This is a genomic window from Jeotgalibaca sp. A127 (assembly GCF_052266745.1).
GTDB lineage: Bacteria > Bacillota > Bacilli > Lactobacillales > Aerococcaceae > Jeotgalibaca.
In genome coordinates this window covers 1-16882 of record NZ_JBQPRC010000014.1, presented here as the reverse complement: position 1 = coordinate 16882, position 16882 = coordinate 1, and the positions used below count along the sequence as shown (strand labels likewise).

The 16882-nt window shown below is 39.4% G+C and carries 21 protein-coding genes and 6 tRNA genes; 7 read left to right on the top strand and 20 right to left on the bottom strand.

All coding sequences use genetic code 11. The features are described 5' to 3' along the window. Positions 1-222: 222 nt before the first annotated feature. From ACTVAI_RS10765 to ACTVAI_RS10755, 3 genes are all read right to left on the bottom strand, one after another. On the bottom strand, positions 223-459 hold the full coding sequence (locus ACTVAI_RS10765; protein WP_443486643.1) for a hypothetical protein: 237 nt from the start codon (positions 457-459) through the stop codon (positions 223-225). A gap of 89 nt (positions 460-548) precedes the next feature. Continuing rightward, entirely contained in the window at positions 549-1022 is a 474-nt protein-coding gene (locus ACTVAI_RS10760) for a hypothetical protein (RefSeq protein ID WP_443474261.1), read from the bottom strand. A 121-nt stretch (positions 1023-1143) separates the two neighbouring features. Further along, entirely contained in the window at positions 1144-1287 is a 144-nt protein-coding gene (locus ACTVAI_RS10755; RefSeq protein ID WP_443474262.1) for a hypothetical protein, read from the bottom strand. 114 nt (positions 1288-1401) lie between these two features. Here ACTVAI_RS10755 and ACTVAI_RS10750 point away from each other — a divergent pair, with 114 nt between their 5' ends. After that, positions 1402-2286 (top strand): helix-turn-helix domain-containing protein, encoded by an 885-nt coding sequence (locus ACTVAI_RS10750; RefSeq protein WP_443474263.1) that lies wholly within the window; start codon positions 1402-1404, stop codon positions 2284-2286. A gap of 20 nt (positions 2287-2306) precedes the next feature. Here the strand turns inward: ACTVAI_RS10750 and ACTVAI_RS10745 are convergent, their stop codons facing one another. Together ACTVAI_RS10745 and ACTVAI_RS10740 are read right to left on the bottom strand one after the other, a co-directional pair. Next, positions 2307-3116 carry a baeRF6 domain-containing protein gene (locus tag ACTVAI_RS10745; RefSeq protein ID WP_443486642.1) on the bottom strand — a complete coding sequence of 270 codons (810 nt, stop codon included), beginning with the start codon at positions 3114-3116 and terminating at the stop codon, positions 2307-2309. Between the two features lie 13 nt (positions 3117-3129). After that, on the bottom strand, positions 3130-3528 hold the full coding sequence (locus ACTVAI_RS10740) for a baeRF6 domain-containing protein (RefSeq protein WP_443486654.1): 399 nt from the start codon (positions 3526-3528) through the stop codon (positions 3130-3132). Positions 3529-3943: 415 nt separating this feature from the next. Between ACTVAI_RS10740 and ACTVAI_RS10735 the strand changes: the two genes are divergently transcribed. The 4 genes from ACTVAI_RS10735 to ypfJ all read left to right on the top strand — a co-directional run bounded on the left by ACTVAI_RS10735 (position 3944) and on the right by ypfJ (position 6006). Continuing rightward, positions 3944-4306: a hypothetical protein gene (locus tag ACTVAI_RS10735; protein WP_443474265.1), complete on the top strand. Its 363-nt coding sequence runs from the start codon at positions 3944-3946 to the stop codon at positions 4304-4306. 87 nt (positions 4307-4393) lie between these two features. Beyond that, a complete protein-coding gene (locus tag ACTVAI_RS10730) occupies positions 4394-4825 on the top strand; it encodes a GNAT family N-acetyltransferase (RefSeq protein ID WP_443474266.1) in 432 nt (143 codons plus the stop codon). Beyond that, positions 4822-4995: a hypothetical protein gene (locus ACTVAI_RS10725; RefSeq protein ID WP_443474267.1), complete on the top strand. Its 174-nt coding sequence runs from the start codon at positions 4822-4824 to the stop codon at positions 4993-4995. The genes ACTVAI_RS10730 and ACTVAI_RS10725 overlap by 4 nt, the downstream gene beginning before the upstream one ends. 159 nt (positions 4996-5154) lie before the next feature. Further along, on the top strand, positions 5155-6006 hold the full coding sequence (ypfJ, locus tag ACTVAI_RS10720; protein ID WP_443474268.1) for a KPN_02809 family neutral zinc metallopeptidase: 852 nt from the start codon (positions 5155-5157) through the stop codon (positions 6004-6006). Between the two features lie 57 nt (positions 6007-6063). On the opposite strand, the gene ACTVAI_RS10715 is transcribed toward ypfJ, so the two are convergent. The 6 genes from ACTVAI_RS10715 to ACTVAI_RS10690 form a co-directional block, all read right to left on the bottom strand. Beyond that, on the bottom strand, positions 6064-6717 hold the full coding sequence (locus tag ACTVAI_RS10715; RefSeq protein ID WP_443474269.1) for an amino acid ABC transporter permease: 654 nt from the start codon (positions 6715-6717) through the stop codon (positions 6064-6066). Continuing rightward, positions 6714-7433 carry an amino acid ABC transporter permease gene (locus ACTVAI_RS10710; protein ID WP_443486641.1) on the bottom strand — a complete coding sequence of 240 codons (720 nt, stop codon included), beginning with the start codon at positions 7431-7433 and terminating at the stop codon, positions 6714-6716. The genes ACTVAI_RS10715 and ACTVAI_RS10710 overlap by 4 nt, the downstream gene beginning before the upstream one ends. Next, positions 7430-8230 (bottom strand): transporter substrate-binding domain-containing protein, encoded by an 801-nt coding sequence (locus ACTVAI_RS10705; RefSeq protein ID WP_443486640.1) that lies wholly within the window; start codon positions 8228-8230, stop codon positions 7430-7432. Before ACTVAI_RS10705 ends, ACTVAI_RS10710 begins: the two co-directional genes overlap by 4 nt. A gap of 28 nt (positions 8231-8258) precedes the next feature. Next, positions 8259-8981, bottom strand: coding sequence for an amino acid ABC transporter ATP-binding protein (locus ACTVAI_RS10700; protein ID WP_443486639.1), 723 nt, complete (start codon positions 8979-8981; stop codon positions 8259-8261). Positions 8982-9161: 180 nt separating this feature from the next. After that, complete coding sequence (gene glnA / locus ACTVAI_RS10695) at positions 9162-10496, bottom strand: type I glutamate--ammonia ligase (RefSeq protein ID WP_443474273.1); 1335 nt, start codon at positions 10494-10496, stop codon at positions 9162-9164. A 19-nt stretch (positions 10497-10515) separates the two neighbouring features. Beyond that, positions 10516-10899: a MerR family transcriptional regulator gene (locus ACTVAI_RS10690; protein ID WP_443474274.1), complete on the bottom strand. Its 384-nt coding sequence runs from the start codon at positions 10897-10899 to the stop codon at positions 10516-10518. Positions 10900-11153: 254 nt separating this feature from the next. On the opposite strand from ACTVAI_RS10690, the gene ACTVAI_RS10685 reads away from it, so the two are divergent. Next, positions 11154-12461 (top strand): APC family permease, encoded by a 1308-nt coding sequence (locus ACTVAI_RS10685; RefSeq protein ID WP_443486638.1) that lies wholly within the window; start codon positions 11154-11156, stop codon positions 12459-12461. A 70-nt stretch (positions 12462-12531) separates the two neighbouring features. Then, on the top strand, positions 12532-13311 hold the full coding sequence (locus ACTVAI_RS10680; RefSeq protein ID WP_443486637.1) for an NRDE family protein: 780 nt from the start codon (positions 12532-12534) through the stop codon (positions 13309-13311). Positions 13312-13346: 35 nt separating this feature from the next. Here ACTVAI_RS10680 and ACTVAI_RS10675 read toward each other — a convergent pair whose 3' ends face one another. The 9 genes from ACTVAI_RS10675 to ACTVAI_RS10635 form a co-directional block, all read right to left on the bottom strand. After that, positions 13347-14705 (bottom strand): PFL family protein, encoded by a 1359-nt coding sequence (locus ACTVAI_RS10675; RefSeq protein WP_443486636.1) that lies wholly within the window; start codon positions 14703-14705, stop codon positions 13347-13349. 13 nt (positions 14706-14718) lie between these two features. After that, on the bottom strand, positions 14719-14988 hold the full coding sequence (locus ACTVAI_RS10670) for an ACT domain-containing protein (protein WP_443474278.1): 270 nt from the start codon (positions 14986-14988) through the stop codon (positions 14719-14721). Between the two features lie 51 nt (positions 14989-15039). Beyond that, on the bottom strand, positions 15040-16200 hold the full coding sequence (locus tag ACTVAI_RS10665) for a glycoside hydrolase family 3 protein (protein ID WP_443486635.1): 1161 nt from the start codon (positions 16198-16200) through the stop codon (positions 15040-15042). 107 nt (positions 16201-16307) lie between these two features. Continuing rightward, a tRNA-Leu gene (locus ACTVAI_RS10660) sits at positions 16308-16391 on the bottom strand. A 37-nt stretch (positions 16392-16428) separates the two neighbouring features. Next, positions 16429-16499, bottom strand: a tRNA-Cys gene (locus ACTVAI_RS10655). A gap of 11 nt (positions 16500-16510) precedes the next feature. Beyond that, a tRNA-Gln gene (locus ACTVAI_RS10650) sits at positions 16511-16581 on the bottom strand. A 4-nt stretch (positions 16582-16585) separates the two neighbouring features. Further along, positions 16586-16661 (bottom strand) — tRNA-His (locus tag ACTVAI_RS10645). Between the two features lie 11 nt (positions 16662-16672). Beyond that, positions 16673-16743 (bottom strand) — tRNA-Trp (locus tag ACTVAI_RS10640). Between the two features lie 15 nt (positions 16744-16758). Beyond that, positions 16759-16839, bottom strand: a tRNA-Tyr gene (locus tag ACTVAI_RS10635). Between the last annotated feature and the right edge of the window lie 43 nt (positions 16840-16882).

The window sequence follows — 16882 nt, the reverse complement described above, 5'->3', positions numbered from 1 at the left end:
TGCAAAAAACCACTGTGTCATTTTTTTTCCTCCTTTGAGTCGTATCCCGATGGATTAATTGGACCACCCCAGGCGCCAAAAATTCCAATAGCTACCAACAACAATATCCAAAGAAACCTCTTACTCTTAATGTTAAGGATAACACAAAGGAAGCGCTACCTAAAATACGAACACAAAAAATAGCACACCACTAAAAAGTGGTCGTGCTAATTGTTAGGTCTGTTATTTATGGCCGTCATCTTTCCCTCTAATATCAAAGTTAATGATTTCAATAGCAGATAATAAGAAGAACATAAAAAAGATGATTCCCGAAGCATTGCTCGTCAGAAAAGAAAAATCTTCTGAATATAGAAAGCGGCCTTGGAAAAACTGATTATTCAAAAGTATAATGACGATTCCAATCCAACCAACGAAAAAAGAAAAGGGTTTTTCTTTCAATCTTTTTTGTAAATATTTCATTTCTATCCAGTCCTTATCTTTAATTATTAAAAAAGACTAGGCAAGCCTAGTCTCCCTTACCTTATCCAACGTACTTTATGTATTTCTCTCTATTTGTTTTCCAGTAATCCAGATATGTCCTCAAGTTTTTCCAAAGATTCGAACATATTTGCCAGTTCGCGATAAACCTTTGATAAGACTAAAAAGCATTCCGATGAATAATCATCTGGATAAGAGTCTGTTTTCCACGAGAAACGAAGTGACGTATTTAAACTAGTAGCTGTTCGTGCAATCTGATTAAATTCTTCCATATAACAGAAGAGTGTGCGTCTCCCAACAGCTGACAAAACACTCAAATCTTCCATTGTCGCTTCGAAAAATAAAATTGCTTCATAAACCTGGCAGCGGAAGGTGATGCTGACGCGGTTATAGTAACCATTCTTTATCAGTTCGCGGAGTTTGCTATTGGTATTTTTAATCGTACTCTCTAAACTGTCCTGGATTTCTTTGGTCAGGGTTGGTAATAGTTCAACCGGGTCTTGGTCACTTGCAAATTCTTTGTCTTCTAGATACTCAGCACTCATTTTACATCCCTCCTTTGCGACTTTTGTTTTCGTGGACTTTCAGTTACAATACCTTTTAAGAACTTCAATCTAAACTTATGCCATTTTTCGTTTAGCAGAAATTAGGAAGTGAATGAATTATTTATTCACCACCGATTAACCAAACGTCTCCTAATGATTGTGTCGTAGTGACAGGACTTTTGCTTAATAACAACGGGGAAGTGAACAAAGTAAATACTGCGATAAAAGCGACCAAACGTTTGCCTTTTTTAACCAGATTCTTCATTATTTCTTCCTCCCTTACGGGTATTGGACTAATTGGCTTTATTATATAACAGAAGTTTCTTTTTCTAACCAAATAGTCAAATACGACTATTTCTTAAAAAGGAGTAGGATTTATGTGGTTAAATCTACAGATCAAACCAGAAAAACAGGTGAAATTTTAAAAAAAATCCGCCAAAATAAAAAATACACACAACAGTTTGTCACGGAAGGTATTATTTCACAGTCTGCTTATTCTAAATTAGAGCGCGGTGTTATCGACCTGACTTATAATAAATTTGTGAAAATATTAAGTCGACTTGATGTCAGTGAATATGAATTCCAAATGTTATTGGATGAGGAACCTGATCCACGGGATGCATTAATTGAGGAATTTTTCTTAATAAACTATAACGATGCAGCCGCCCTCACTACCATCCACCAAGAAGTTAATCACTATTTATTAGATAAACAGGATTATATTATCGAGGATATCTCTTATATTTGTGAGGCTCTTATCCTTATTTCCAAGAAACGCGACTATGAACAGGCTTCTATCTTTGCCAACAAAGTCTGGAAACGACTAGAGAAGTTTGATCGTTGGTATATGATGGAAATTCGGTTAATCAATGCTATTCTGTTCATCTTTCCTACGGAGACAGCCTTGAATATTTCCGAACGGATTGTCCAACAGTTAAAAGACTATCAAACCCGGGAAAGTCGCGTTTTAGCGGATAATATCCAAACCAACCTAACATTATTACTTATTCGTAGCGGGAATTATTCATTAGCTTTAGAAAATTTGGAAGAATTAATCATACGATTCAAACAAAAAAATAATTATCGTTTATTGGCTATTGTCTACATTCGCAAAGGTATTGCTTTGCGGTTATTACATGACGCTTCCTGGGAGGAAGACACAAAAAAAGGCCTCAAAATGCTGGACGCATTTGAAGACGATAACTTAAAAAAGGCACTTACTACAGAAATAGAACATTATAAACCAAAAAATTCTGCCAACTAGTGGCAGAATTTTTTATTTTATTAATAGCGTAGAATCGCTGCTACGTCCTTTAGTCCCGGCATTTGAGAACGATTTAACACATATACTTTCCCATTTGTACGGGTCACATTTAGTGCTAATTGGTTGAAGAAGTTTTCGTTTCCTTCATAACCCAGTTGTCCTTCATCATCGATCGTACCCGTTACTTTTGAATCTTTTTCAAGGAATAGGACTTCGATTCGACCTTCTAGGCTTGCCGTTGTTAAATCTTGGTATTGGTCTCCCAACTTGTATTGGGGGGTGGTTTCTTCATACCGTCTTATAATTTCACTATGGCGGTTCCGTAATACATTCGCAATTAATTCCCCAACTTCTTTCTTGATATCATTATCTGTCAATGAGGTTGGTGAACTTTCAATTCGCTCATCACGCAAGCACCCATTTTTTGATAGGTTACGGAAGACCGCTTGATTTTCCGTTAAAGCAAACAATATTAATGGCGTTTGATTTGGATTACTGAAATTTTCCATTACATACTTATCAACGACACGGAAATAATTTTCTTGGTCAATTTCAAGTTCATTATTTTTATCGTTCACACCATGAATGTTACCTGCGCCACCACCAACATTTAATTGTTTTCCACGTGTTAATTCGTCACCTAGTGCAATGGTAAGTGTTGTTGGAGCATCTGCTGGTAATTCGATTCTTTCAATCGAATCCAATCTACCGGCATATAACTTCATTTCGCGGTTGGTTAAACATAAAAGATGGTAATTTTCAATATATTGGAAATCTTCAATCAGGGGTAAAATGTTCGGTCTTTCACCGTATGAAACAAAATCCTGCAATTTGGAACTCACTTCATANACGTGTTAATTCGTCACCTAGTGCAATGGTAAGTGTTGTTGGAGCATCTGCTGGTAATTCGATTCTTTCAATCGAATCCAATCTACCGGCATATAACTTCATTTCGCGGTTGGTTAAACATAAAAGATGGTAATTTTCAATATATTGGAAATCTTCAATCAGGGGTAAAATGTTCGGTCTTTCACCGTATGAAACAAAATCCTGCAATTTGGAACTCACTTCATAGAAGAAAGTTTGGTTAGGTGTGATAAAAAATGCGACACCACTCCGGCCTGCTGCCCAAAATTGTTTATCATTGGGAATGTCTTCCAATTGTTTACGAAGTTTGTCATCATTAACTTGATCTAGCGCTTTTCTAATAAGATTTTTGAATTTAATCTGTTCAGCATCCATGGCTAATTGCGTGGGATCCGCAGATTGGTATATCGTAACGAACGGGCCTTCTGCGCTCAAGAGCTCTTGGTCTGGAAATTTGTTTAACTGTTTCATGTGATTTCCTCCTTCGTTTGGCACACTATTAGTACGCTTAAGGAGCACATTAAGAAAGCGCTCCCTCATACTTGTATTGTAGCAAAAACAAGACTTTTGTAAAACAATAGCCTTTGTAATATTTCGATTTAATTTTGAGAATGAATTACCCAAAAACGTACATTCCCGAGATATTATTACATTAATATTAAATTTCATAAAAAACAGTTAAAAAACTGTACTTTCTTTTTGAAAGCCATTATACTAACTGCATACGTTTTGAAAGCGTTTCATAAGTTGTAGTTATAGCTATTATAAGTTAATAAAGGTGGTGAAAAAAATGGAGAAGAATCAGTTACTATTTCCTGAATTAGCACGGGCGGTAAAGTATAAAATCCCAATAGGCGAAAATTTATTCCTGCGTCAATGCGCCTCAGGTATAAATCTTTTCCATCTGCCGACTTCATACCGCTATCCTACTGGAAATATCGCCGGCTACTTCGTCTGCTTGAATTGGAATGATAAGTATATTGTTTTGGAAAAAGAACGCAAAGAAAAAAATGAATATTTTATTATTGACCGTCAAATAGAAAATGTTAAAGGTCCTTATTTCTGGAAGGAATATGAAGATAAATGCAGAGAACTGAATTTAGACTTACCATTAATTCCGGTTTCAGAATTGGATTGGGTCATCAATTTTTAAACTTTAATGAGGAAACAACGCTGAGCAGATGCTCAGCGTTGTTTTTTGCTATAATATATAAAACTACTAAGATTGTGAGGATGCGACATGTGGAATACTAAATCATTTGATGCGTTAACTGTTTATGAACTCCATTCAATTTATTATCTGCGGACCCAAGTATTTGTGGTGGAGCAAGCATGTGCTTATCAAGAAGTTGATGAGCTGGATCTACAGTCCATTCATCTTTTTGATAAGGATATACATGCCTATGCCCGTATTATACCGGATGAAGATGTTGTTCATATTGGCCGTGTGGTTGTGCATCCAGAATTTCGAAAAAAAGGGTTAAGCCGAAAATTAATGACTGAAGCCATTCGTTTTTGCCAATCATCTTATCCTGGCAAAAATATCCATGTGCAAGCTCAAGCCTATTTACAAAAATTCTATGCTTCCCTGGGCTTTGAACCAGTTTCTGAGGTTTATTTAGAAGATAACATTCCACATCTAGACATGATCAAGAAGGAGGAAAAGAATTGACGAAATATACATTAGCTATCTTGATTTCTTTAATTAGCCTTGGAATCAATTTATGGATCATTAAACAACAACGGGCAGGTATTACCATCAACCCAGAGAAAAAACAAAATTTGGAACGTTTGTCTTATGCTTTCATAATAGCAGCAGTATTGGTGTTATCTTTTGGTTAATAAAATGAAATAGGAAAGATACTGGGAAAAGGCGTCCCAGTATCTTTCCTATTTTTATATGCACATCTCAAGGCTAAGATATGTGGCATATCATTAGGTATTTTCAGTGTAGCTTTGATAAACTTAAATCAAAATGGGAAACAGATTGGAGGAGAAAAAATGAGATGGAAAGGCAGAAAATCAAGTTCCAACGTTGAAGACCGTCGTGGCATGAGTGGTGGAATGATCGGTGGTGGAATTGGTGGTATTGGTTTGATTTTTTATCTAATCTTTACGTTACTGGGCGGGGATCCTTCAATCATTACAGACAATAATAATGCGAATGCACCAGGCCAGAACAATTCGTATACAGGAACGGCTCAGGAAGAGGAACTAGCAGATTTCGTGGGGGTTGTTTTAGCGGATACAGAAGTTGTGTGGAACCAAGTTTTTACCGAGTATGGTGCTGAATATGAAGAACCAACTTTGGTACTTTTTTCCGACAGTGTGCAATCTGCTTGTGGGGTCGCCGGGTCTTCTACAGGACCTTTCTATTGTCCTGGGGATCAGAATTTATATATTGATTTGAGCTTCTATGATGAATTGTCAAAAAAATTCCAGGCTCCAGGAGATTTTGCCATGGCTTATGTAGTGGCTCATGAAGTGGGCCATCATGTACAGACCTTGCTCGGAGTATCGCAACAAGTGCAAGAATTGCGTGGACAAATGAGTGAGAAAGAGTTTAACTACTACTTAAAACGAATGGAACTCCAGGCTGATTACTACGCGGGTGTTTGGGCACATCATGTACAAGATTTTGATTACTTGGAAGAAGGAGACATTGAAGAAGCGATGAACGCAGCTTCGGCAGTCGGCGATGACCGAATTCAAAAAGCCGCACAGGGATATGTTGTGCCTGATAGCTTTACGCACGGCACATCTGAGCAACGGACGCGCTGGTTTCTTAAAGGTTTTCAAACAGGCGATTTAGAAAATGGCGATACTTTTAAAGTAAGTGACCAAGATTTATGACAAAAAAGCGTTAGTACACAGGAGTGTGCTAACGCTTTTTGATTGTCTGAAAGTCGGTCATGCCGATTCTTTATTATGCCAATAGCGAACCAACAAGGACAATGAGAAACATACTGTAAAATAAGTAAGTCCTAAAAATCCATATAATAAAAATACTTCTACTGACTGGGTAGCGCGACCCAGTACGACCTGTCCACTTCGCGTTAGTTCCATAATACCCAACCCTGCTAAAAAAGACGTGTCTTTTACGGTCGTTATAACTTGGGACAAAAGCGACGGAACAATGCGTCTAAAGGCTTGCGGCAAAATGATATAAATGAGTGTCTGAATAAAAGAAAAACCTTGTGAATAAGCCGCTTCAAATTGGCCTTTTTCTAGTGCGTTTAATCCTCCTCGTACAATTTCGGCAATAACGGCCGATGTATACAGGAACAAAGCGAATGAGCCTTTTACTGTGACCGTGCTCCCTGGAATCAAGAAGGCACACCCTAGCATCCACAACAACAAAGGCGTATTTCGAAAAATTTCGATATAAGCACTGGAAAGTCTACTAAGAACTTTCACTTTGTATTGACGCAACAAGCCCAGGATAGTTCCAAAAATAATTGAACCCATAATCACAGAAATGGAAATGAGAAACGTGAGCTTCAATCCATCCATCAAAAAGCCTAGGTTATCCGGAGAAAATACACGTTGGATGGCTTCAATCATTCAATCACCTCCGGTAAACTGATTGGTGTGACAGTAACTATATCTTTATTTTTCAATTTTTCTTCATACCTTTTAGCAAACACTGCCAACGGATAGCATAAAGAAAAGTATAAGAGACCGGCTACTAAATAGGCAGGTCCATAGTTCAAGCTTGATGAAGCATATGAATCTGCCGAATACATCAAATCAGCTCCGGCTATAATGGCTAATACCGACGTATTCTTGATCAGGTTAACCGCCTGATTGGCAAGCGGTGGTAAGATAATTTTAACCGTCTGTGGCAAAATGATGTAGCGCATGGTTTGGATGTAGTCAAATCCTTGTGAATAGGCAGCTTCCGTTTGACCTTTAGGAATAGCAGTGATGCCCGCACGGACCACTTCACCGATATAAGCACCATGGTAAAAGCCTACCCCTACCACACCAATTGTAAATTCAGACATAACGAGGCCAGCCATCGCCAGCCCGTTATACATAAAAAATATCAAAATGACTAAAGGAATATTTTGGAAAAATTCGACATAAATACGAGCGAATACTTTAAGGAAACGATTTTTTGAAGTTGAAAATAAACCTATCATAACCCCGATTGCCAAGGCCAATACAAGAGCCAAGGCAGCTATCAGTATCGTCCTGAAGAACCCTCCTATAAATTGTTCACTATTTTCAAAGAGGGCCTCAAAGCGCCAAAATGCAAATGGATTTGAGCTTCTCATTCACTCAAGCCCCATTCCTCGACCATTGCATCGATTGTACCATCTTCCAACCAGCCAGAAATTAAACCATCCAAGTATTCAGCTAATTCTGTGTTCGTTTTCTTTGTAACGGCACCATAGTCCTGTGTGCCAAAACGATCAGGAAAAATAGTAGTTGAATCATCAACATAACCATTTAGTATGGAACGGTCCACACTGAAAGCATCGATTCGATTTGAATCCAAAGCTGCTTTAATTTCTGGGTAAGTAGCATACTCCGAATACTTTAAAGAAATACCATATGGTTCTGCTTCCGTATCAATCAGGCCAGAAGTTGTCGCACTTTGTGCTACCCCAATGGTCGCCCCATCCATATCCGCCAGGCTTTCATAACCTTTATCCTTTTTAACCAGGATTCCAACAGCATCTTGGAAATAAGGCTCAGTAAAGTTATAGGTTTCTTTTCGTTCATCCGTAATTGTGAAAGTTGAGATCAACATATCGACTTCGCCATTGTCAACGAGAGGGCCACGTGTTTTCGCTGTAACGGGCGTAAAATCCACTGCTTCTGGATCACCCAGAATTTCTTCCGCAACCTTCTTGGCTAAATCAATTTCGAAGCCTTCGATTTCATTGGTGCTTGTATTACGTAACCCAAAGTTCGGAACATCTTCTTTTACCCCAACACGTAAAACGCCCGCTTCCTTGATAGAATCAACGGTGGTTTGACTAGAAGAATCCGCCGTCGTTTCTCCGGAACAAGCTGCTAAGGTAAACGTTGTTAATAGTAGTAGACCTTTCAATAAATGCTTTTTCATAATATTTCCTCCTTGGATAGCTGATTTTTCAGCGTAATATTTTACTTAAAAATGCCTTTGTTCTTTCATGAGTAGGATTATCGAAGAAATGTTGTGGAGAACCCTCTTCCAAAATCTGACCTTGATCCATGAAGACGACCCGATCGGCTACCTCTCGTGCAAATCCCATTTCATGTGTCACGACAATCATTGTGATATTCAAATCGGATAACTTGATCATCACATCCAACACCTCCTGAACCGTTTCCGGATCCAAGGCAGAAGTTGGTTCATCAAACAAGAATATTTTTTTTTCGGAACAGAGTGCTCGCGCAATGGCAACCCGTTGTTGCTGTCCGCCAGAAAGAGTGGACGGATAAACATGGGCTTTTTCACTCAAACCAACGACGTTCAGATAATGATGTGCTAGTTCTTCAGCGTCCTGTCGTGATTTCTTTTGTAGTTTAATCGGGCCCAACGTTAGGTTTTCTAACACCGTCATATGCGGGTATAAGTTAAATTGTTGAAATACCATCGCGGACGATTCTCTTACAATATCTAATTTATTTTTTGTTGTTAGTTGTTTACCTTCAATATAAACGGCCCCGCTAGTAGGTTCTTCCAAAAAATTGACACAGCGAACCGTTGTGCTTTTCCCTGACCCTGAAGGTCCGATAATGACAAGTTTCTCACCTTCTTGGACAGTAAGGTTCACATCTTTCAAAACATGATGTTCGCCAAAATATTTATTGATGTTTTCCAGTTTAATCATAAAAGCATCACCTCTCGACAGATTATAAAACGATGAAAATAAACGGGCAAATATTTCATTACATTTTAATGTCATATTTTATAACATCATTTCTCGAAAAAACTGTTTTAAAAACAAAGCAACCGTTTTCAAATAGAGACAAAAAAATTCCCTCACCATTTAAATGATGAGGGAATTTTTTTAGTAAGCACGCAAATATTGACTGACTTCCCAGTCGGTAACTTGGCTTATGTAGGTCGCAACTTCGATTTCTTTCGCTTCGATAAAGCTACGACTGATATGCTCTCCTAAGGAATCTAGAATAAGCGGATCTTTTTTCAACTCCTCAACAGCATCTCCTAAATTCTTAGGTAAATCATAAATACCGTTATCGTGACGGTCTTGCGCATCCATCACATAGATATTGCGATCGATCGGTGCTGGAACATCTAAGTCATTGATAATCCCATCCAGTCCGGCAGCTATCAGAGTAGCCAGTGCCAAGTAAGGGTTTGTGGACGGGTCCACACTACGCAACTCAACTCGTGTGGATAGGCCACGGGAAGCAGGGATACGAATCAATGGTGACCGGTTTTGTGTACTCCAAGCAATATAGACAGGTGCTTCAAAGCCCGGTACCAAACGTTTATAGGAATTAATTATAGGATTGCAGATAGCAGTATACGCTTTCGCGTGATGCAATAAACCTGCGATAAATTTATAAGCTGTTTCACTCAAGCCGCTTTCACTTTCAGGGTCAAAGAATGCATTTCCTTCTGGAGTGAAGAGAGACATGTTACAGTGCATTCCTGATCCATTAATGCCATAAACAGGTTTTGGCATAAATGTCGCATGCAGACCATGTTTGCGTGCTACCGTTTTAACAATAAGTTTAAAAGTTTGAATGTTATCACACGCTTCAATAGCATTTGAATATTTCCAATCAATTTCATGTTGTCCCGGCGCTACTTCATGGTGGCTCGCTTCAATCTCAAAACCAAGGGCTTCTAATTCCAAAACGATTTCACGGCGACAGTTTTCGCCTAAATCCGTTGGAGCAAGGTCAAAGTAGCCACCCTCGTCATTCAAATCGAATGTTGGTTTACCAAATTCATCCATTTTGAATAAAAAGAACTCTGGTTCTGGCCCTAGATTAAATTCTGTAAAGCCCAATTTTTCCATTTTACTTAAAACACGTTTCAAATTACTGCGAGGATCTCCCGCAAACGGTGTACCATCGGGTTTATATACATCACAAATTAAGCGTGCAATTTTTCCTTGCTCAGCATCCCACGGGAAAATAAGCCAAGTATCCAAATCAGGGTATAAGTACATGTCGCTTTCTTCAATACGCACAAAACCTTCTATCGATGAACCATCAAACATCATTTTGTTATCCAATACTTTACTTAATTGGCTAATAGGAACTTCCACATTTTTGATTGTTCCTAAAATATCAGTAAACATTAAACGTAAGTAGCGAACATCTTCTTCCTTGGCTATTCTGACGATATCTTCACGCATAAATTTTGGCATACATATTCCCTCTTTTTATTTACAGATTTTTGTTCCAATTATTCAAATCATTCGGGTTAAAACTACTTGTATTCAGTAACTCTTTATATAGAATACGTCGCACATCATCATCAGTAAGATGTTGCTCGCGCTTCTCTTGTGGTTTTTTCGTTTTCTGGTTTTTTTCTTCATATATTCGGCGGATGGCTGTCATATTCAATCCTTCTGCCAAATAATCCTTTATTTCCAAGAGACGATCTACATTGTTTAATGAATACATTCTACGATTCGTTTCTGTTCTTTGGGGTTCGACCAATCGTTGTTCTTCATAATACCGAATTTGGCGAGCCGTCAAATCGGTCAACTTCATGACGGTGCCAATTGTAAAAACCGCCATGGAACGACGCAACTCTTTTTCTTTCATTTCACCACGCCTTTGCTTGAAAATAATCATAGTTAGTTGCCCGAATATCGATTAATTGATTGAACACGATAAAGAATAAAACATTCTTGTTCAGGCGTCAAAATTTTTCTCACATTCTATGTTATGTTTTCTAACATACTCCTAAAAATTAAATATTACAAGTGTTTTTTAAATGTTCTTGAAATTAACATTTAAAGAGCTAGTTGTAGTATAATCATTAAGCAAATTACTACGTTTAACGAAGGAGCTTTTGATTGGATTCAGAAAATAAACATTATGGACTTGGAACTGCTATTTCGATGATAGTTGGCATTCTCGTTGGGTCAGGGATCTTTTTCAAAGCCGATGATATCCTTGGGTTCACAGGTGGTAACGTTGGTTTAAGTGTTTTGGTATTTGGAATTGGCGCGTTTTGTGTAATTTTTGGAAACATCACCTTATCGCAACTTGCTGCCCGAACAGACCGCAGGGGTGGGGTTCTCGCTTACTTTGAAGAATTTATTTCCGATAAAGCTGCGGCTGGTTTTGGGTGGTTTCAAATATTTGCCTACTATCCTTCCATTTCGGTTGTCGTCAGTTGGGTGGCTGGTATCTATACGACTATGCTGTTTGGTCTGCCAAATAATTTAGAATTGCAAACTCTGATTGCTCTTGGCTATCTCATTTTCTTTTTCGCCTTAAATTATTTTTCCCTAAAAATGGGTGGTCGTTTCCAAAATATTTCAACCATCATGAAATTAATTCCCTTGATTGGAATTGGTCTTGTCGGTGTTTTTTGGAAAGCCCCTGTTCCAGTCACAAGCGAAACCTTGATTGTTCCGCTTGATCAAGTCGGATGGGGTTGGTTAGCCGCTTTACCAGCAACAGCCTTTTCTTTCGACGGTTGGGTCGTGGCTACAAGCATCACGCATGAGGTCAAAGACGCCAAGCGTAACATGCCCATTGCTTTAACTGTCGGACCCTTGATTGTATTAGGTGTTTATCTAGCTTATTTCCTTGGCATGGTTGCCATTGTTGGGCCCGAATACATCCTCCAACATAGAGATAATACAATTTATGAAATAGGGCAAATCTTATTCGGTGAACAAGGTGGCACGCTCATTCTTTCCTTTATTTTGATTGCTGTTTTGGGAGTCGTCAACGGTCTAGTGCTAGGCGTTTTACGTATGCCCCAGTCCATGGCCACAAAAGGAATGCTGCCAAAGAGTGATAAAATTAAAGTAATCAATGACAAAACACAACTTTCGCCTTCAGCAGCAGTTTTATCCATCTCTATTTCAGTTGGTTGGATGGTTATCCATTATTTGACTCAAAAACTTGGCGTATTATCTGGAGGAGACGTAAGTGAAATTGCGATTGTCTTCAGCTATATCACCTACATCTGGCTCTATATGAAAGTATTCCAATTGAGCAAAAATAAGATCATTCCGCTTTTAGGAATTTTGGGTTCAATAATTATTGTGACGGGTGGGGTTGTTTCAAATCCAACTTTCGTTCCACTGTTTCTGATTGCTTGTTCAATCATTTTTTATAGTGGTTATACTTATATGAAAAAAGCTTAGACAGCGCTTCTGCGCTGTTTTTTCTTTGCTGTGGTGCTATACTCTAGAAAAGACTTAAAGGAGGTTCACTATGTGCTTGATTACCTTCCGCTATGGGCAACATAAGCGTTACAAATTGATTCTTGCAGCCAATCGCGATGAATCCTATAATCGGCCAACAGTAGGCGCTGACTATTGGCCAGAGTATCCAAGCTTACTAGCGGGTAAAGATCTCGAAGCAAATGGTACTTGGTTTGGTATTACCAAACAAGGAAAAGTTGCAGCTATTACAAACTGCCATGGTGAAGAATTTACTGAACCGGAAAAAAACAAGCAGTCACGTGGTCAAATCTTGATTGATTATTTATCCAAGAATCAAGACCCGGTTAAATTTATTAAGCAATTAATAGCCACTAAAGATGATTACCAACCTTTCAATGTGTTACTGGGTTCTGTTGATATACTTTATCACTATAACTCCAAGGATAACCATTACACTAAACTTGATGCTGGAACCCATAGTCTGAGTAACGCAACCCTCAATACACCCTGGCCTAAAGTTAATAATACGCGGCAACAACTTGATATTATTATCCAAACTGATCATGACTATATTCAAGATTTGTTTACGATGATGATGGACCAAACCCCTGCTCCCGATAGTGAACTTCCCGAGGCTCCGTTACCGCTGGAAATCCGACGAAAAGCTTCCGCTAATTTTATCAAAACTGAACACTTCGGAACCAAATCCACTACCCTTTTGCTGGTCGACTGGCACAATAATGTTACCTATATAGAAAGAAATTACCTTTCAGAGGGGAACCATGAAGACCGCATCTTTAACTTTCAAATCACTAAAAAAAGCAACTAGCAGGCAAATTTTGCCACTAGTTGCTTTTAAAATTATTAATTTTTAAATGAATGTAAAGGTGCAGGAATTTGTCCACCCCGTGCAATCAGGTCCTCGGAAGAAAATTCGCTGACTGCCAAAATGGGGGCACGCCCCAATAGGCCACCAAATTCAACTTCATCGCCTACATCCATCCCCGGTACAGGAATAATCCGAACAGCTGTTGTTTTATGGTTCATGATTCCAATAGCCGCCTCATCCGCAATCAAAGCTGAAAGCGTGGCTGCGCTTGTTTTACCGGGGACCGCAACCATATCCAAGCCTACTGAACAAATAGCTGTCATTGCCTCCAATTTATCAATGGTAATCGATCCCACTTCCACCGCCTCGATCATGCCGATATCTTCGGAAACAGGGATAAAAGAGCCGGATAAACCACCGACATGGCCACATGCCATTAACCCGCCTTTTTTGACTGCATCATTTAATACTGCCAAAGCAGCTGTCGTTCCATGGGTACCGACGCGTTCTAATCCCATTTCTTCAAGAATTCGCGCAACAGAATCCCCGATAGCTGGCGTCGGTGCCAAAGATAAATCAACAATTCCAAACGGTACTTCTAGTCGTTCTGCTGCCAAAGTCCCAACCAACTGGCCCATACGGGTGATTTTGAAGGCAGCGATTTTTATTGTTTCTGCGACTATATCAAACGGTTGGCCTTTTACCTTTTCCAAAGCTCTTTTTACTACGCCCGGGCCACTTACGCCCACATGGATAACCACATCCGCTTCACCTACACCATGGAATGCTCCTGCCATAAAGGGATTATCATCAACAGCATTGGCAAATACCACTAATTTTGCAGCCCCAAGGCCACCGGTAGTAGCCGTTAATTCTGCCGTCTCTTTTACGACTCTTCCCATTTGGGCCACAGCGTCCATATTTATACCGGCTTTAGTGGATCCAATATTTACTGAAGAACAAACGATATCCGTTTGAGCCAAAGCTTGGGGAATCGATTCGATTAAAATACGGTCCCCTTTCGTGTAACCTTTTTCCACTAAAGCGCTAAAGCCGCCAATAAAATCAACACCAACTTTTTTTGCCGCAGCGTCAAGCGTTTTAGCAAAAGCAACATAGTCTTTATCATCCGAAGCACCTGCTACTAAAGAAATTGGCGTTACTGAGATTCGTTTATTAACTATTGGAACACCCAGCTCTTGCTCGATATCAGTTGCAACTGCAACCAAATTTTCCGCGTAATGCGTTATTTTGTTATAAATTTTTTCTCGTGCTCTCTCACCATCAGAATCGGCACAGTCGAGTAACGATATACCCATAGTGATAGTCCGAATATCAAGCTTATCTTCTGCAATCATTTGAATTGTTTCCAGGATATTTTCTTGTCGATTCATTTTATCAACCACCTTATAACGTATGCATTGCATTAAAAATTGCTTCTGACTGAATGCGAATGACTAATTGTTGTTTTTCTTCGATTTCTTCCATTTGATTTTGAACTTCCGCAATACTGTATGGAGATGCAGAAAAATCAACTAATAATATCATCGTAAAATACTCTTCCATCAAAGTTTGGGAAATATCAAGAATGTTTACATCTACTTCCGCCAGTTTTGTACTCACAGATGCAACGATACCCTTGTGATCTTTTCCAGTAACAGTTATAATTGCCTTCATCATTTATCCTCATTTCTGAAATCATTTTTCATAGTGTACCACATCATGAAACTATTGTAAGAGGCCAAGCTGCTGCTTAACTTTTAAAATTCTCAATACAGATTCGTCTAGGCGTTTTTCAGATATGCGTCCTTCTTCAACAGCGGAAAGAACGGCTGACATTTGCACGATGAAGTCAGAGCTAATTAAGACATCATTACCAGCCAAAACAGCCAGGATGGCAGCTTCTTCCGGAGTCGCAAAAGCCTGTAATCCTTCCATTACCAAATCGTCGGTTATGATGATACCATCAAATCCCATATTCTCCCGAAGAATATGAACGACTTCAGGAGAAAGCGTAGCTGGCCAGTCAGGATCAATTTCTGTTATAACATTATGTGAGACAAGCACACCTTCAGTTCCCGCATCAATCCCAATTTGGAATGGGAGTAAGTCGCGTTGCCGCAATTCATCTAAAGAACGATTATCATACGCGACACCTGTATGAGTATCAATATTACTGCCATATCCCGGGAAGTGTTTGAGGACAGTTCCCATATTTTCATTGTTGTATACCGAAACAAAGGTCTCAGTGAATTTATTAACTTCATCTAAAACAGTGGAAAAAGCCCGGTGATAAATAAAATCTTCTGGGCTATTCGGGATATCCACTACAGGTGCCAAGTTTAGATTGAACTGTAACCTTTTCAATAATAAAGCTTGTTCAAGAGCAAAAGATTCAATCCCTTCCCAGCCACTTTCCCCAAACACTTGCTGAGGAGATAAAAAAGGACTGGACCGGTATTGCGGATAAGAGCTAATCCGAGTAACATCCCCACCTTCTTCATCAACGGCCATAAATAAATCGATATCTGCACCCTCCTGAATCGCCTTAATTTCGTTTATAACAGCTTCAGGAGTTTTCTCGCTAAAATCCTTACCGAACCAAATAAAACCTCCTAAATGATAATTTATAGCGTATTCAATAGCCTCAACGTCAGGATAACGGGCTAAGAAAAGTTGGCCTACTTTCTCTTCCAGTGACATAGATTCCAAGATTTCTACTTCTCTGCTAACCAATAAGCCACTCTCTTTAGAATCAGATGATGAGTGAGCTAATGACGAAGTTTCTGATTTTGTTGATTCTTCTACATCTTCTTCAGTTGTCCCACCATCACAGCCGCTCAATAGCATAGTGCACGTTCCCAATAAAAAAAGGTTTCTTTTTATCATCAGTGTACTCTCCTTTTTCACTCTAATTATAAATGAATATATTTTCAAATAAAGAAAAAAACAAAAAAAGACCAAAATGAAAAGTTCATTTTGGTCTTTTTTTAAGATACCGGCGGCCGGGGTCGAACCGGCACGCCCTCGCGGGCACTGGATTTTGAGTCCAGCGCGTCTGCCTATTCCGCCACGCCGGCATGCTATTATTTGCAAAGTTTTCATCCCTGAAGGGAAAGGCGGTAACCGGATTTGAACCGGTGATGAAGGTTTTGCAGACCTGTGCCTTACCACTTGGCTATACCGCCATAATCAAAAACTGGGCTAGCTGGATTCGAACCAACGATGACGGAGTCAAAGTCCGTTGCCTTACCGCTTGGCTATAGCCCAAAAATGGGGCGACTGATGGGAATTGAACCCACGAATGCCGGATCCACAAACCGGTGCGTTAACCACTTCGCCACAATCGCCATAATCCAAACAGGGGTAGTAGGAATTGAACCCACACTGACGGTTTTGGAGACCGTAGTTCTACCTTTAAACTATACCCCTATGGATAAAATGTAATGGAGGGGGGCAGATTCGAACTGCCGAACCCGAAGGAGCGGATTTACAGTCCGCCGCGTTTAGCCACTTCGCTACCCCTCCATGGTGGCTTGGGACGGAATCGAACCGCCGACACCTTGAGCTT

What these genes read in the sequence shown, in the direction of transcription:
- ACTVAI_RS10765 (WP_443486643.1), bottom strand. Translation starts at nt 459, where the DNA reads ATGAAATATTTACAAAAAAGATTGAAAGAAAAACCCTTTTCTTTTTTC.
- ACTVAI_RS10760 (WP_443474261.1), bottom strand. Translation starts at nt 1,022, where the DNA reads ATGAGTGCTGAGTATCTAGAAGACAAAGAATTTGCAAGTGACCAAGAC.
- ACTVAI_RS10755 (WP_443474262.1), bottom strand. Translation starts at nt 1,287, where the DNA reads ATGAAGAATCTGGTTAAAAAAGGCAAACGTTTGGTCGCTTTTATCGCA.
- ACTVAI_RS10735 (WP_443474265.1), top strand. Translation starts at nt 3,944, where the DNA reads ATGGAGAAGAATCAGTTACTATTTCCTGAATTAGCACGGGCGGTAAAG.
- ACTVAI_RS10730 (WP_443474266.1), top strand. Translation starts at nt 4,394, where the DNA reads ATGTGGAATACTAAATCATTTGATGCGTTAACTGTTTATGAACTCCAT.
- ypfJ (WP_443474268.1), top strand. Translation starts at nt 5,155, where the DNA reads ATGAGATGGAAAGGCAGAAAATCAAGTTCCAACGTTGAAGACCGTCGT.
- ACTVAI_RS10715 (WP_443474269.1), bottom strand. Translation starts at nt 6,717, where the DNA reads ATGATTGAAGCCATCCAACGTGTATTTTCTCCGGATAACCTAGGCTTT.
- ACTVAI_RS10710 (WP_443486641.1), bottom strand. Translation starts at nt 7,433, where the DNA reads ATGAGAAGCTCAAATCCATTTGCATTTTGGCGCTTTGAGGCCCTCTTT.
- ACTVAI_RS10705 (WP_443486640.1), bottom strand. Translation starts at nt 8,230, where the DNA reads ATGAAAAAGCATTTATTGAAAGGTCTACTACTATTAACAACGTTTACC.
- ACTVAI_RS10700 (WP_443486639.1), bottom strand. Translation starts at nt 8,981, where the DNA reads ATGATTAAACTGGAAAACATCAATAAATATTTTGGCGAACATCATGTT.
- glnA (WP_443474273.1), bottom strand. Translation starts at nt 10,496, where the DNA reads ATGCCAAAATTTATGCGTGAAGATATCGTCAGAATAGCCAAGGAAGAA.
- ACTVAI_RS10690 (WP_443474274.1), bottom strand. Translation starts at nt 10,899, where the DNA reads ATGAAAGAAAAAGAGTTGCGTCGTTCCATGGCGGTTTTTACAATTGGC.
- ACTVAI_RS10680 (WP_443486637.1), top strand. Translation starts at nt 12,532, where the DNA reads ATGTGCTTGATTACCTTCCGCTATGGGCAACATAAGCGTTACAAATTG.
- ACTVAI_RS10675 (WP_443486636.1), bottom strand. Translation starts at nt 14,705, where the DNA reads ATGAATCGACAAGAAAATATCCTGGAAACAATTCAAATGATTGCAGAA.
- ACTVAI_RS10670 (WP_443474278.1), bottom strand. Translation starts at nt 14,988, where the DNA reads ATGAAGGCAATTATAACTGTTACTGGAAAAGATCACAAGGGTATCGTT.
- ACTVAI_RS10665 (WP_443486635.1), bottom strand. Translation starts at nt 16,200, where the DNA reads ATGATAAAAAGAAACCTTTTTTTATTGGGAACGTGCACTATGCTATTG.